Annotated in this window: 9 protein-coding genes; 7 read left to right on the top strand and 2 right to left on the bottom strand. The window is 60.1% G+C overall.

Features of this window, described 5'->3' with window-relative positions:
• Positions 1-157: 157 nt before the first annotated feature.
• The 3 genes from ACRER8_RS15815 (at position 158) to ACRER8_RS15805 (ending at position 4908) form a co-directional block, all read left to right on the top strand.
• Positions 158-3280, top strand: coding sequence for a transglycosylase domain-containing protein (locus tag ACRER8_RS15815; protein ID WP_431747176.1), 3123 nt, complete (start codon positions 158-160; stop codon positions 3278-3280).
• A gap of 267 nt (positions 3281-3547) precedes the next feature.
• Entirely contained in the window at positions 3548-4141 is a 594-nt protein-coding gene (locus ACRER8_RS15810; protein ID WP_431747175.1) for a PadR family transcriptional regulator, read from the top strand.
• Positions 4138-4908 carry a siderophore-interacting protein gene (locus ACRER8_RS15805; RefSeq protein ID WP_431747174.1) on the top strand — a complete coding sequence of 257 codons (771 nt, stop codon included), beginning with the start codon at positions 4138-4140 and terminating at the stop codon, positions 4906-4908. Before ACRER8_RS15810 ends, ACRER8_RS15805 begins: the two co-directional genes overlap by 4 nt.
• A gap of 111 nt (positions 4909-5019) precedes the next feature.
• Here ACRER8_RS15805 and ACRER8_RS15800 read toward each other — a convergent pair whose 3' ends face one another.
• Both ACRER8_RS15800 and ACRER8_RS15795 read right to left on the bottom strand, forming a co-directional pair.
• Positions 5020-5676, bottom strand: coding sequence for a Pr6Pr family membrane protein (locus ACRER8_RS15800; RefSeq protein WP_431747173.1), 657 nt, complete (start codon positions 5674-5676; stop codon positions 5020-5022).
• 37 nt (positions 5677-5713) lie between these two features.
• Entirely contained in the window at positions 5714-5941 is a 228-nt protein-coding gene (locus tag ACRER8_RS15795) for a VF530 family DNA-binding protein (RefSeq protein WP_431747172.1), read from the bottom strand.
• 321 nt (positions 5942-6262) lie between these two features.
• On the opposite strand from ACRER8_RS15795, the gene ACRER8_RS15790 reads away from it, so the two are divergent.
• From ACRER8_RS15790 to lon, 4 genes are all read left to right on the top strand, one after another.
• Positions 6263-8293, top strand: coding sequence for a TonB-dependent receptor (locus ACRER8_RS15790; protein ID WP_431747171.1), 2031 nt, complete (start codon positions 6263-6265; stop codon positions 8291-8293).
• 478 nt (positions 8294-8771) lie between these two features.
• Complete coding sequence (locus ACRER8_RS15785; RefSeq protein ID WP_431747170.1) at positions 8772-10115, top strand: carbohydrate porin; 1344 nt, start codon at positions 8772-8774, stop codon at positions 10113-10115.
• Positions 10116-10242: 127 nt separating this feature from the next.
• Positions 10243-12663 carry a glucose/quinate/shikimate family membrane-bound PQQ-dependent dehydrogenase gene (locus tag ACRER8_RS15780; protein ID WP_431747169.1) on the top strand — a complete coding sequence of 807 codons (2421 nt, stop codon included), beginning with the start codon at positions 10243-10245 and terminating at the stop codon, positions 12661-12663.
• A 194-nt stretch (positions 12664-12857) separates the two neighbouring features.
• Complete coding sequence (gene lon, locus ACRER8_RS15775) at positions 12858-15275, top strand: endopeptidase La (RefSeq protein ID WP_431747168.1); 2418 nt, start codon at positions 12858-12860, stop codon at positions 15273-15275.
• Positions 15276-15446 lie beyond the last annotated feature (171 nt).

Below are 15446 nucleotides of genomic sequence, written 5' to 3'. Positions count from 1 at the left end.
TCGCCACCGCCGGCGAGCCGTGCTGCTACAGAATCGGTGTTTGCAGCCTTTCGTTCGTGACTGGCCGTTACATCGCGTTCACAAATCCTTCCCCATCCCCGCCCAGCGTCTAAGCTTGTAGCCAGGTGCGATTAACAGGTTTAACCGGGCCAACGATATGGGCGCTTTGTGGCATTCCGATGTGAAGAAGGCTGCGGTCAAGGCTGACAGTCAGGGGAACGTTCCAGTATCCGCACGGCCAGGCTATCGGCGTTATGCGTGGCGGGTGCTGCTGATTCTGCTGCTGATGGGGTTGCTGATCCTGGGATTTGCCGTTTCATCGGAGGTTCGCAGCTCGAAATTCCAGGCCCGCGAGTTCAGCCAGCTTGCCCATGATCTCAACTACACCGTTGCACCCGGTGCCAGCGACGAGATTCTGTATCCGGGCAACGGCCCCTTCGACAAACGCCTGGGGTATTCGGCGCTGGGTGAATTCCTGCCGAGGTTGCTCAAGCGTGACTATCGGATCACCGAGCAATCACGCTTCTCTCCCGAGCTGATTTCCTATGCCAAACGGGGCTTTTTCGTGCCCTACCAAGAGAAAAGTCAAGCCGGCCTGACCATCGCTGACTGCCGAGGCGATACGCTTTATCAATTCATCTATCCGCAGCAGTTGTATCCGACTTTCACCTCGATACCGCCTGTGGTGGTCAACAGCCTGCTGTTCATCGAGAACCGCGAGTTGCTGGATCCGCGACAACCGTTGGCCAACCCCGCCGTCGACTGGCCGCGTTTTCTCAAGGCGGCGGTGTCGCAAGTGGCGAAGCTCGTGGGTTTACCGGGGCAGTCGGCGGGCGGCAGTACGCTGGCCACTCAGCTTGAGAAATACCGCCACTCTCCTGATGGCCTGACCCAGTCCGGCGGCGAGAAGATCCGCCAGATGGTTTCAGCCAGCGTACGTGCCTATCAGCCGGGGCCGCAGACGCTGGATGCGCGCCAGCGCGTGGTACGTGACTACCTCAATAGCGTTCCGCTCTCGGCAGTGCCGGGGCACGGTGAAGTGCATGGCATGGCTGAAGGGTTACGCGTCTGGTACGGCGCCGACTTCGATCGCACCAACCAGTTGCTGGCCTCCCCCGCCAACGACGCCAAAACCCTCGCCGCGCAGGGGCTGGCCCTGCGTGAGGTGCTGTCGCTGGTCATCGCCCAGCGGCGTCCATCGCACTACCTGGCCAAAGGGCGCAAGGAATTGGCGGACCTGACCGATAGCCACATCCGCCTGCTGGCACAGAACAAGGTGATTGAGCAGTCGCTGGCCGACGCCGCGCTCGGCGCCACCGTGACCTATCGCGACTGGGTGCAACAGCCCACCGTGCAGCCTATCGAGACCAATAAAGGGATTACCGTGGCGCGCACGCGCCTTTCCAACATGCTCGACCGGCCGCTGTACGATCTGGATCGCCTGGACCTCTCGGCCACTACTACGCTGCAGAACGATCTTCAGGTCAGCGTCGGTCAGTACCTTCGCGATCTGGCCGATCCGGCGTTTGCCGGCAAGCTGGGGCTGCTCGGCGAACATCTGCTCACGCCGACCAGCACCAAGGCAGTGCGTTACAGCTTCACGCTGTTCGAGCGCGATATTGACGGCTCGCGCGTACGGGTGCAGACCGACAGCACCGATCAGCCGTTCGATATCAATGAAGGTAGCAAGCTGGAACTGGGCTCGACTGCAAAAATGCGCGTGCTGACCACCTATCTGCAAGTCATCTCCGAGCTGCACGACAAGTACGCCGACATGAGCAACGCCGAGCTGAAGAAGGTGCCCGTCGAGGAACCTGATCGCCTGAGCCGCTGGGCGCTGGATTACCTGATGCAGAACCCCGACCGCGATCTGTCGAAAATGCTCACTGCCGCGCTGGATCGCAAGTATTCGGCCAGCCCCGCCGAGAATTTCTTCACAGGTGGGGGGATGCACCACTTCAACAACTTCCGCCGTGAAGACAACGAGCGCAACCCGACGCTTCGCGACGCGCTGCGGGAATCGATCAACCTGCCGTTCATTCGCCTGATGCGCGACCTGGTGCGCTACACCACCTACCAAGGGCCCAATAACAGCGCCGTATTGCTCAAGGACGACAGCGATCCACGGCGTCAGGAATACCTGGCCGATTTCGCCGACCGTGAGGGCACGTCATTCCTGCTGCGGTTCTGGAAACGCTACAAGAACAAGACTACCCAGGATCGACTCGATACCTTCCTCGACGGCGTCCATCCCTCGGCCAGCCGCATGGCCGCCGTGCATCGCTACCTGCTGCCGGATGCCAGCCAGAGCGCATTCAACGCGTTCGTCCGCGCGCATGTCGTGGCCGACAAGCGCCAGCCGCCACTGAGCGAAAAGCGCCTGGACGAGCTGTATTACGCGTATGGGCCAGGTAAGTTCGACCTGCCGGATCAGGGCTATATCGCTCGCGTTCACCCACTAGACCTGTGGCTGGTGGGCTATTTGTTGCAGAACCCGGATGCCAAGTTCAAGGAAGCGGTGGCGGCCAGTCGTTTCGAGCGTCAAGAGGTGTACAGCTGGCTGTTCAAGAGTCGGCACAAGAGCGCTCGCGACAGCCGGATTCGCACGATGTTGGAGATCGAAGCGTTCCTTGATATTCACCAGCGCTGGCAAAAACTGGGCTATCCGTTCGACCATTTGGTGCCCTCGCTGGCTACTGCAATCGGCAGCTCGGGGGACCGCCCGGCAGCCTTGGCCGAGCTGATCGGGATCATCCAGAACGACGGCATTCGGCAGCCGGTGCTGCGCATCGACAGCCTGCACTTCGCCGCAGATACGCCTTACGAAACTCTGCTGAACAACAACCCTGAACTGGGCAAACGGGTGCTGCGTTCGGAGGTCGCCACGGCGATGCGCGAGGCGTTGTCGCAGGTTGTGGATGCCGGGACTGCCCGGCGTGTATCCGGCAGTTTCAAGTCCCAGGATGGCACCGTGCTGGCCATGGGCGGCAAGACCGGGACGGGTGATAACCGCATCGAGAGTTTTGGTTCAGGCGGGCGGATTCTGGCGTCCAAAGCGATCAACCGGACCGCAACCTTTGTGTTCTACATTGGTGACAACCACTTCGGCACGCTGACCGCCTACGTGCCGGGGCGCGCGGCTGAAGCCTTCAAATTCACCTCGGCGCTGCCGGTGCAGGTGCTCAAGGGCATGGCGCCGATTCTCAATCGCTATCTGGAGCCGGGAACGTACACCCAGTGCAAGGCTCCGGCGGCGACACAGGTGGCAAGCGTTCTTTGACTCGTTTGAACCACCATTGGCGGTGTAGGACCTGTGGAAGCGAATTCATTCGCGAGGGGCCGATACATCCGATGGACATGTGGCTGCTGAACAATCGATTCGCGAATGAATTCGCTCCCACAGAGTGGCCCAGTTTCGCAGGGCTGCATCCGCAAAAATTGCACCTCTCACTTCCCACAGATGAGAACCGTTCGTCTTGACGCATCTTGCAGACACATTAAGATATATCTTAAGGTATATCTAACTTGTAACGAGAGATGAAGAAAGATGAGAGACCACTCACACGATCACCCCCATCACCACCGCCCTCACTTCGGTGATCATGGCGACGGCCGCGATGGTTTTGAAAAACGTACCGGGCGCGAACGCGGTGGGCGGGGGCCCCGAGTGTTTGCCCCTGGCGACCTGAAACTGCTGCTTCTGGCTTTAATTGCCGACCAGCCCTGCCACGGCTACGACCTGATCCGTCAAATCGAAGGGTTGTTCGACGGTGCCTACAGCCCGAGCCCGGGCGTGATCTATCCGACCCTGACGTTTCTGGAAGAAAGCGAGCTGATCGCGGGTGATGCCGAAGGCGGCAAGAAGCGTTATCAGATCACTGCTGCCGGTCAGCAATTTCTGATCGAGCAGGCTGTGGCCCTGGACGGCGTGAAGATGCGCATCGACGTCAGCAAACGCTCGCTACGTGGCCATGATCGTCCGCCGGAAATTCACGAGGCTGTGCATAACCTGCGCCACGCCCTGCAGATGCATCATGGCCGCTGGAGCCCGGAAGAAATCATTCGCGTGCGCGATCTGCTGAACGAAACCGCCAAAGCCGTCGTCGACGGCCCACATAATCCGTCGGAGAAATCCGTATGAATTCACCGCAATCGATCCACCGCGTCAGCCACGAAATCAAACGTCGCAAGCTGCAGGTATTGCGTGTCACCGACATCACCCCGCGCATGCGCCGCGTTACCCTGCACGGCCCGGAACTGAGCGGATTCATCAGCCTGGGCACAGATGACCACGTAAAGCTGCTGTTCGCCACAACGCCAGAGGAACAGGCCGCGCTGGACAACTTCGTGCCGAGCCCCGACGCCAAAGGCCCGCGTCCTGCGATGCGTGACTACACGCCGCGCCGCTATGACGCCGAATCGGGTGAATTGGACATCGATTTCGTCCTGCATGGCGACGGCCCCGCAGCGACCTGGGCAGCTCAGGCTCAAGCCGGGCAGTTTCTGCATATAGCCGGGCCACGGGGTTCGATGATCGTGCCGGACATGTTCGACAGCTACCTGCTGATTGGCGACGAAACCGCCCTGCCCGCCATCGCCCGTCGTCTGGAGGAGCTCGCCGATAACCGCCGCGCACTGGTGGTGGTCGAGATCGAAGACAACGCTGAACGCCAAGCGCTGACGAGCAAGGCACAGATCGAAGTGATTTGGGTGGTGCGCGGCGAACGGGATCTGCTGGACGTAACCCGCCAACTGACGCTGCCGGAAGGCGATCTGTATGCCTGGGTGGCGACTGAATCGGCGCTGTCGCGCAAGGTGCGCCGGGTGCTGCTCGATGACTTCAAGCTCAATGAAGCGGCGGTCAAGGCTGCCGGATATTGGCGTCTGGACATTACGGACGAGGAATAAGCTCGGCCGAAGTCACCCTACTAGCAGCCCGGCTTGCAGGCGGTAGCGATCTTGATGACGCCCCCGCCGGCAAGCCCCGGACTGCTACAGGTACCTATGGCGCAGGGAGAGTCAGCGTTTCGAGGCGCGAAACCTGTCGATCCAGACGATCACCAACCCGATTCCCACAAACCCCGCCAACACCCCGAACGCATTGATCAATGCGCTCTTGATCCCTATCGTCCCGATATCCAGAAACGGATACAGATAATCGCCAAGCAGGTTTCCTCGAACCAAGAGATAGCCAAAGTACAGCATCGGGTACAGCATCCACGCCAGCAGGTGTTTCAGCCCCAGCACGCCCTTGCGCACAAACAGCCACCAGTAGCCGAGAAACACCAGCGGCATGACGTCGTGCAGCAATTCATCAGCCAGTCGTTGCCAGCCCTCCGGGCTCCACAGATGCCGCAGCAGCACGTTGTAGGCAATGCTGACCAACAGGATGCTGGTGGTAATACCCGCGCAGACCACGGGCGATCTGAAAAACCGGTGGACTGCCGACTGTCGGTCGGTGACTGCGCAGGTCAGCGCCACGGCCACCAGGGTATTGGTCACTATCGTGAAAAAACTGAAAAACCGCACCAGCCCCCCCACCACGCTGGCCTGATCGATCCACCGCCCCCAGAGAATCAGATACAGCTGCACCGCCAGCGCGAACCAGCCGAGCAAAGCGCCGACAGCCGCATATCGCTGCAGGCCGCGCGTCAGTTGCAGCATTTGGCTGGGCATCTCGCTCGATCCTTTATGACGGCGAAACGTAGCGCGATCACCACCCTTTGGATCGGGCAAGCTTTACGTACAAGGCCTCGACTTTCTCCCGCGCCCAAGGGGTCTTGCGCAGGAACGTCAGGCTCGACTTGATGCTCGGATCGCTCTTGAAGCAGCGAATATCGATGCGCTCCGCCAGCCCCGACCATTCGTAATGCTCGACCAGCGCGTTGAGAATCTGCTCCAGCGTCACGCCATGCAGCGGGTTGTTGTTGGGTGTGGTCATGCCTGGCCTTTTGTTTCTGATGAAGAGGGACGTTCTCGCGAGGTGCGCACCTTAGCGGAGGCACTCATTCGTGTGAAGCATTCCTATGCGCCACCGTATGACCCCTTTGAGAGCGAATTCATTCGCGAGAAGTCAGGACATCCGACAGATGCTCCGAATACACCGCCGTCTTGCGAATGAATTCGCTTCCATAGGGTTAAGACAGCGCGTTCGAGAAGCGTAGCCACTGCCGAGGCCGATTCCAAAATGATTGCATTTTTGTTGTTATGTTATAACAATACACAGCCAAATCTTTGTCTAACCCTGCCAAGGAAACGCTGCATGTCCCGTCCATCCACTTCCCGAATCTGGCATCTGAAGCCACTGGCGGCTGCCTTGCTGATCGCCTCCCCTGCTTACGCAATCGAGCTCGAACAGCAAACCATCACCGCCAACCCGCTGGGCAGCGATCAATTGGCGTCGCCCAGCACCGTGCTCACCGGCGATGATCTGACGTTGCAGCAAAAAGGCAGCCTTGGTGAGACGCTGAACAAACAGCCGGGGGTGTCCTCTTCGTATTTCGGGCCGGGCGCCAGTCGACCGATCATTCGCGGTCTGGACGGCGATCGCATTCGCCTTCTACGAAATGGCGTTGGCGCGCTGGATGCCTCCTCGCTTTCCTACGATCACGCCGTGCCGCTGGACCCGGTCAACGTTGACCGCATCGAAATCGTTCGCGGCCCCGCTGCCCTGCTCTACGGCGGCAGCGCCATTGGTGGCGTGGTCAATACCTTCGACAACCGCATCCCGACCGAAGCCATTGAAGGCATCCACGGTGCCGGTGAATTGCGCTATGGCGGCGCCGACACCACGCGCAGCAGCGCCGGCAAACTGGAAGCGGGCAACGGCACGTTCGCCCTGCACCTGGACGCCAACGCCCGGGAATTCAATGACCTGAAAATCCCCGGCTATGCCCGCACCGCCGACGAACGCGCCCGAGATCCAGATGGTGGCGACAAGAAGCACCGCCTGGGCAACAGCGACGGGCGTCAGGACGGCGGCGCGATCGGTGGTTCGTACACCTGGGACGACGGTTACGCCGGGCTTTCCTATAGCAATTACGATTCCAACTACGGATCGCCTGCCGAACAGGACGTGCGCATCCGCATGAAACAGGACCACTACGCTTTCGCCTCGGAAATTCGCAATCTCTCGGGCCCCTTCAGCTCGGTGAAACTCGATGCCGGTTACACCGAATACAAGCACATGGAGATCGAGGACGGTGAAATCGGCACTACGTTCAAGAACAAGGGTTACGAGGCCCGTGTCGAAGCGCGGCATCAGCCCATCGGTCCGCTCAACGGCGTGATCGGGGCGCAGGTGACACGCAGTGAATTCTCCGCTTTGGGTGAAGAAGCCTTCGTGCCACAAACCGATACCGACGCAGGCGCGCTGTTCATTCTCGAAGAGCTGCAGGCCACCGATCGCTTGAAGCTGAGCCTGGGCGGCCGTCTGGAACACACCACCGTCGACCCGGATGGCAAAGGCAATGAGCGCTTCGCCAATGCCGATCGCTCCAGCAGCTTCACCGCCGCAAGTCTCTCATCTGGTGCCGTGTATACGCTGACTCCGGTCTGGTCGCTGGCGGCGACGCTGGGTTACACCGAGCGCGCCCCGACATTTTATGAGCTGTACGCCAATGGCGCCCACGTCGCCACCGGAACCTATGAGTTGGGCGATGCCGACCTGTCGAAAGAAAAAGCGGTCTCCAGCGATCTGGCACTGCGCTTCGACAATGGCACGCACAAAGGTAGTTTCGGCATGTTCTACAGCCACTTCTCCAATTACATCGGCTTGCTGGGGACGGGTCGTACGCTGAATGACGATGCCGAGGAAGACCCGAACGGCATTCCGGAATACACCTACTCCGGTGTGCGCGCACGCTTTGCAGGATTCGAAGCGCAGGATCATTGGAAATTGGGCGAGAACCAGTACGGAAAACTCGCGCTGGAGTTGTCGGGCGATTACACCCGCGCCACCAACCTCGACACCGGCGAAGCCCTGCCGCGCATTGCCCCGCTGCGTCTGAACAGCGGGCTGTTGTGGGAATTGGACAAATGGCAGGCGCGGATCGACGTTGAACATAGCGCGTCTCAGGGTCGCGTGCCTGACAATGAAACGGGCACCGACGGCTATACAACGCTGGGCGCCAGTGCCGGTTACACGTTTGATCTTGGCGGTAGTCAGTGGCTGGCATTCGTGAATGGCGAGAACCTGACCAACCAGACCGTGCGTTATGCCAGTTCGATCCTGCGTGACATCGCACCGGCGCAGGGCCGGAGTATTGAGATGGGGTTGCGTACGACGTTCTGATGGTCCCGACATGACGTCAGGATAAACGCGATCTGTAGAGGCCGGCTTGCCGGCGAATACGGTGTGTCAGGCAACATATTTCTCGCTGCCCCACCAGTTCGCCAGCAAGCCGGCTCCTACAGATCCGCGCTACTCGCAAACATTTCTCCATACAACCCATGCAATGGTCATCCTTCCCGCACCCAATCAGAGAACCCTCCTAACCCCATGAATACTGGAGGATAGCGCTACCCCACTTTTGTGCAACTGTTACTAAAACCGCAACTATTCATGTCGCGATTTCGGCTTTTTAAAAGATCGTTAGGGCCCTATCATCGCCGTCCTAGACGCTGAAACGTTTAATCCGTCTCTTATTCAGATTCTCGCCGCGCTCGCAGAAGTGTCGCGAGCAGCGTGCCTGTTGCTTTCCCATAACTCGAAAAGAATGCCCTGCCTTATGCCTAATCCCCCGAAACGTCCCGCTTTCACGACTTCCAGAATGCCCGGTGCAAAAAGCGCACTGGGGCTCGCGGCTCTGAGTTTTGCAGCTATGGGTCTGACGACCTGCGCCCAGGCAGCGCCGGCTTTTGACAGTGGATCGCCTTGGATGCTGGGGGATTGGGGAGGCAAGCGCCGCGAGCTGTCGCAACAGGGTTATGACTTCAAGCTCGACACAGTAGTGGAAGTCGGCTCGAACCTGCATGGCGGTTACGACCACGACAAGGCGACCCGCTACAGCGATCAGTTCGCCCTGGGCGCGCACATGGATCTGCAGAAGATCCTCGGCTGGCATGACGCCGAGTTTCAACTGACGCTGAGCAACCGCAACGGCGACAACATCAGCAACGACCGCATTGGCGACCCACGCGTCGGCACCATCTCCTCATCCCAGGAAGTCTGGGGCCGAGGCAGCATCACCCGCCTGACCGACCTGTGGTATCAGCAGAAATTTCTCGATCAAAAGCTAAGCCTCAAGGTCGGCCGCTTCAACGAGGGCGAAGACTTCAATACCTTCCCCTGCGACTTCCAGAACCTGGCACTGTGCGGTTCGCAGGTCGGCAACTGGGGCGGCGGCATCTGGTACAACTGGCCGGTCAGTCAGTGGGCGATGCGCGTCAAATACCAGCTCAACCCTGAACTGTTCGTGCAGGTCGGCGCCTTCGAGCAGAACCCGTCGAACCTGGAAAACGACAATGCCTTCAAACTCAGCGGCAGTGGCACCAAGGGCGCGGTATTGCCGGTGGAACTGGTCTGGACGCCGAAGGTCAACGACCTGCCGGGCGAATACCGCCTCGGTTACTACTACAGCACCGCTGACAGCAGCGACGTCGACAAAGACAGCAACGGTCGCTATGCCGCACTGAGCGGCGCAGACTACGCCTCCTCGTCGAGCAAACACGGCATGTGGCTGACTCTGCGCCAGCAAGTGACAAGTGGGGCGAGCGACAACAGCCGCGGCCTGAGCCTATTCGCAAACGGCACCCTGCATGACAAAAAAACCAACATGGTCGACAACTTCGTCGCCCTTGGCGCGACCTACACCGGCCCGCTCGACGCGCGTCCCAAGGACGACATCGGCGTGGGCATCAGTCGCATCCACGTCAATCCGGCGTATCGCAAGAACATCAACCTGCGCAATCAGGCAAACGATGTCAGCGACTACGATGACCCGACCTTCCTGCCGGTGCAGCACACCGAATACAACGCCGAGCTGTACTACGGCGTGCACGTCGCCGACTGGCTAACGATACGTCCCAACCTGCAATTCATCCGTCATCCAGGCGGTGTGAGTCAGGTGGATGACGCCCTCGTTGCCGGACTGAAGATTCAATCCTCGTTCTGATCGGTTTATTTCACCTTTCTGAATCGCGTTTCAGGAACTAGCGTCAATGAAGCGGATTCAAACGGTTCGAGACAAAAATTGAAAAGAACAAAGCGTCAACCACTTAATCGTTACGGAGTACGACACTATGAGCACTGACGGTGCTTTCGGTAAGGGTCGCCTGCTACCGAGCTTGCTCGGGCTGGTGATTCTGATCATGGGTCTGGCCTTGCTGGCCGGGGGTATCAAACTGCTGACACTGGGCGGATCGCTGTATTACCTGCTGACAGGTATCGGCTTCGTCATCACTGGCGTGCTGCTGATCATGGGCCGGCGTTCGGCCTTGGGCCTGTTCGCGCTGGTGCTGTTCGCGAGCACGGTCTGGGCGTTGTGGGAAGTCGGCCTGGACTGGTGGCAGCTGGTGCCACGTCTGTCGCTGTGGTTCGTACTGGGCATCGTCATGCTGCTGCCGTGGTTCCGCCGTCCTGTGCTGCGCGGCCAGCCTGGCGGTCTGCCGACCGTCGCACTGAGCATTGCTGTGGTCCTCGCCGGTCTGACCGCAATTGCCAGCCAGTTCACCAGTCCTGGTGAAATCAAAGGCACGCTGGATCGCGATGACGCGGGCGTGGCTTACGATCCCCAGCCAATGCCCGATGGCGACTGGCAGGCTTATGGCCGCTCCGAGCACGGCAATCGCTACTCGCCGCTGAAGCAGATCACGCCGCAGAACGTCGGCAAGCTGCAGGAAGCCTGGCGCATCCGTACGGGCGATCTGCCATCTGCCGAAGACCCGGTGGAGCTGACCAACGAGAACACCCCGCTCAAGGTCAATGGCATGGTTTACGCCTGCACCCCGCACAGCAAGGTGCTCGCGCTGGACCCTGACACCGGCAAGACGATCTGGTCGTACGACCCGCAGATCTCCAAGGAAGGCGCGAAGAACTTCACCGGCTGGGCACACATGACCTGCCGTGGCGTCTCGTACTACGACGAAGCTGCCTACGCCAAATCCGACGTCGGCGCACCTGCTGCCGCGCTGTCGGCTGCTGGCACTGCCATCGCAACTTCGTGCCCACGTCGCCTGTACCTGCCGACTGCCGATGCGCGTCTGATCGCGCTGAACGCCGACACCGGTAAAGTTTGCGAAGATTTCGCCAACAAAGGTGCAATCGATCTGCGTGCCAACATCGGTCCGTTCACGGCGGGCGGCTACTACGCCACGTCGCCAGCGGCCATCACGCGCAACTTGATCATCATCGGCGGCCACGTCACCGACAACGAATCGACCAACGAGCCATCGGGCGTGATCCGCGCTTACGACGTGCACGACGGCAAGCTGGTGTGGAACTGGGACCCGAACAACCCGGATGCCACCGAGCCAATCGCTGCCGATCAGTTCTATTCGCGCAACGCGCCGAACATGTGGTCGCTGGCCAGCGTCGACGAGAAGCTCGGCCTGGTGTTCCTGCCTCTGGGCAACCAGATGCCTGACCAGTACGGCGGCGATCGCACCCCTGGCGCGGAGAAGTACAGCGCCGGTCTGGTGGCGCTGGACGTCAACACCGGCAAGGTGCGCTGGAACTATCAGTTCACTCACCATGATCTGTGGGACATGGACGTACCGAGCCAGCCAACGCTGATCAACCTGAAAACCAAAGACGGCGTGAAGCCGGCCGTAATTCAGCCGACCAAGCAGGGCAGCCTGTACGTACTGGACCGTCGCGACGGTACGCCAATCGTGCCAATCGACGAAATTCCCGTGCCGTCCGGCGCTGCTCAAGGCGACCACACCTCGCCGACTCAGGCTCGTTCGCAATTGAACATGCTGCCACCCGAGCTGACCGAGAAATCCATGTGGGGCGCCACCGCGTTCGACCAGATGCTCTGCCGTATCCAGTTCAAGGAACTGCGTTACGAAGGTCAGTACACGCCTCCGTCCGAACAGGGCAGCATCATCTATCCAGGTAACGTCGGTGTGTTCAACTGGGGCGCGGTCTCGGTCGATCCGGTTCGTCAGCTGATGTTTACCAGCCCGAACTACATGGCCTTCGTTTCCAAGCTGGTGCCACGCGCCCAAGTGGATGCCAACAGCAAGCGTGAAAGCGAGACCAGCGGCGTGCAGCCAAACACCGGCGCGCCATACGCGGTGATCATGCACCCATTGATGTCGCAGATCGGCATGCCGTGCCAGGCGCCTTCGTGGGGTAACGTTGCCGCTGTCGACCTGACCACCAACCAGGTGGTGTGGAAGCACAAGAACGGTACCAGCCGCGACAACACCCCTGTGCCAATCGGCCTGCCGGTCGGTGTTCCAAGCATGGGTGGTTCGATGGTCACTGCCGGCGGCGTCGGCTTCCTGGCCGGTACCCTCGACCAATACCTGCGCGCCTACGACGTGAAAACCGGCAAAGAGCTGTTCGCCGGACGTCTGCCAGCAGGCGGCCAGGCCACCCCGATGACCTACACCGGCAAAGACGGCAAGCAATACGTGCTGATCGTTGCCGGCGGCCACGGCTCGCTGGGCACTCGCATGGGCGACTACATCATTGCCTACAAACTGCCGGAGTGATCCGGTAGTGCGGTAATGCTTGAAGTCATGCGGTAAACAAAAAGGCGGTCATCGAGAGGTGACCGCCTTTTTTATTGCTCTCAAGTCATGCCTGTGCTCAATCAGCATCCATATGCATGGCTATTGACCGCGACTATTGAAACCTGAGCCGGTTTGCCCCATCTAAGCCTCATCTCCATTTATGCAGGTGCCCCATGAGCGACCAGCAAGCAGACGCTACCCACCCGTCCGATGACGGCGATCACGAACACGAAGTCATCGGCTCAGACCACAAGCGCCTCGCCCTGCCGGGCCAGAATCTCCCGGATCAGGTCTACATCATCCCGATTCATAACCGCCCGTTCTTCCCGGCTCAGGTCCTGCCGGTCATCGTCAATGAAGAACCGTGGGCCGAAACCCTGGAGCTGGTGAGCAAATCCGATCACCACTCCCTGGCGCTGTTCTTCATGGACACGCCGCCCGACGATCCGCGCCACTTCGACACCAAGGCCCTGCCCGAGTACGGCACGCTGGTGAAGGTGCACCACGCCAGCCGCGAAGGCGGCAAGCTGCAATTCGTCGCCCAGGGTCTGAGCCGGGTACGCATCAAGACCTGGCTCAAGCATCATCGCCCGCCGTTTCTGGTGGAAGTCGAATACCCGCACCAGCCCAATGAGCCGACCGATGAGGTCAAGGCCTACGGGATGGCGCTGATCAACGCGATCAAGGAACTGCTGCCGCTCAACCCGCTGTATAGCGAAGAGTTGAAGAACTACCTCAATCGCTTCAGCCCCAATGATCCCTCGCCGCTGACCGACTTCGCCGCCGCCCTGACCTCCGCCACCGGCGTTGAGCTGCAGGAAGTGCTCGATTGCGTGCCTGTGCTCAGGCGCATGGAAAAAGTCCTGCCGATGCTGCGCAAGGAAGTCGAAGTCGCGCGCCTGCAGAAGGAGATCTCCGCTGAAGTGAACCGCAAGATCGGCGAACATCAGCGCGAGTTCTTTCTCAAGGAACAGCTCAAAGTCATTCAGCAAGAGTTGGGCCTGACCAAGGACGACCGCAGCGCCGACATCGAACAGTTCGAGGAGCGGCTGACGGGCAAGACCCTGCCGCCCCAGGCTCGCAAGCGTATCGATGAAGAGATCAACAAGCTTTCGGTGCTGGAAACCGGCTCGCCGGAATATGCCGTCACTCGCAACTACCTGGACTGGGCCAGCTCGGTGCCGTGGGGCGTGTATGGCGAGGACAAGCTCGACCTGAAACACGCGCGCAAGGTGCTCGATCAGCATCACGCCGGGCTTGATGACATCAAGAGCCGCATCCTCGAATTCCTCGCGGTTGGCGCCTACAAAGGCGAAATCGCTGGCTCCATCGTATTGCTGGTCGGCCCTCCGGGCGTCGGTAAAACCAGCGTCGGCAAATCCATCGCCGAATCCCTTGGCCGTCCGTTCTATCGCTTCAGCGTCGGCGGCATGCGCGACGAGGCCGAGATCAAGGGCCATCGTCGCACCTACATCGGCGCCCAACCGGGCAAGCTGGTACAGGCGCTCAAGGACATGGAAGTGATGAACCCGGTCATCATGCTCGACGAGATCGACAAGATGGGCCAGAGCTACCAGGGCGACCCGGCCTCGGCTCTGCTGGAAACCCTGGACCCGGAGCAGAACGTCGAATTCCTCGATCACTATCTGGATTTGCGTCTGGACCTGTCGAAAGTATTGTTCGTCTGCACCGCCAACACCCTGGATTCGATTCCCGGCCCGCTGCTGGACCGGATGGAAGTCATTCGCCTGTCCGGCTACATCACCGAAGAAAAACTCGCCATCGCCAAGCGCCACCTGTGGCCCAAGCAACTGGACAAGGCCGGCGTGTCGAAAAACAGCCTGACCATTAGCGACAGCGCCTTGCGTGCCGTAATCGAGGGCTACGCCCGCGAGGCCGGTGTTCGCCAGTTAGAGAAACAGCTGGGCAAACTGGTGCGCAAGGCTGTGGTCAAGCTGCTGGACAACCCCGATACGGTAGTGAAAATCGGGCCGAAAGATCTGGAAGCGTCGCTCGGCATGCCGGTCTTCCGCAGCGAGCAAGTGCTGTCCGGTATCGGTGTGATCACGGGGCTTGCCTGGACCAGCATGGGCGGTGCAACCCTGCCGATCGAAGCGACGCGGATTCATACCCTCAACCGTGGCTTCAAACTCACGGGGCAATTGGGCGACGTGATGAAGGAATCCGCAGAAATCGCCTACAGCTATGTCAGTTCGAATCTGGCGAAGTTTGGCGGCGACAAGGGTTTCTTCGACGAGGCCTTCGTTCACCTTCACGTGCCGGAAGGCGCAACCCCCAAAGACGGACCGAGCGCTGGCGTAACCATGGCCAGCGCTCTACTCTCGCTGGCGCGCAATCAGGCGCCGAAAAAAGGCGTGGCCATGACCGGCGAACTGACCCTGACCGGTCATGTATTGCCGATTGGCGGCGTACGGGAGAAAGTCATCGCCGCGCGTCGACAGAAGATCTTCGAGCTGATCCTCCCCGAAGCCAACCGGGGTAATTTCGAAGAACTGCCGGACTACCTGAAAGAAGGCATCACCGCGCACTTCGCCAAACGCTTCACGGACGTGGTGAAGGTGTTGTTCTAAGCACAGCGCACCGGCTTCACAGGGCCAAACCCCAATCTCCTGTGGAAGCCGGCTTGCTGCCAAGGCGCAGAACCCTGTAGAACCCGGCTTGCTGCCAAGGCGCAGAACCCTGTAGGAGCCGGCTTGCTGGCGAACGCGGCGTGTGAGCTACGGAAATGCAAACTGACACAC

This window comes from Pseudomonas sp. (assembly GCF_050739935.1).
Lineage (GTDB): Bacteria > Pseudomonadota > Gammaproteobacteria > Pseudomonadales > Pseudomonadaceae > Aquipseudomonas.
Note: the sequence above shows the minus strand (reverse complement) of the source record. Positions and strands in the feature narration are given on the sequence as shown.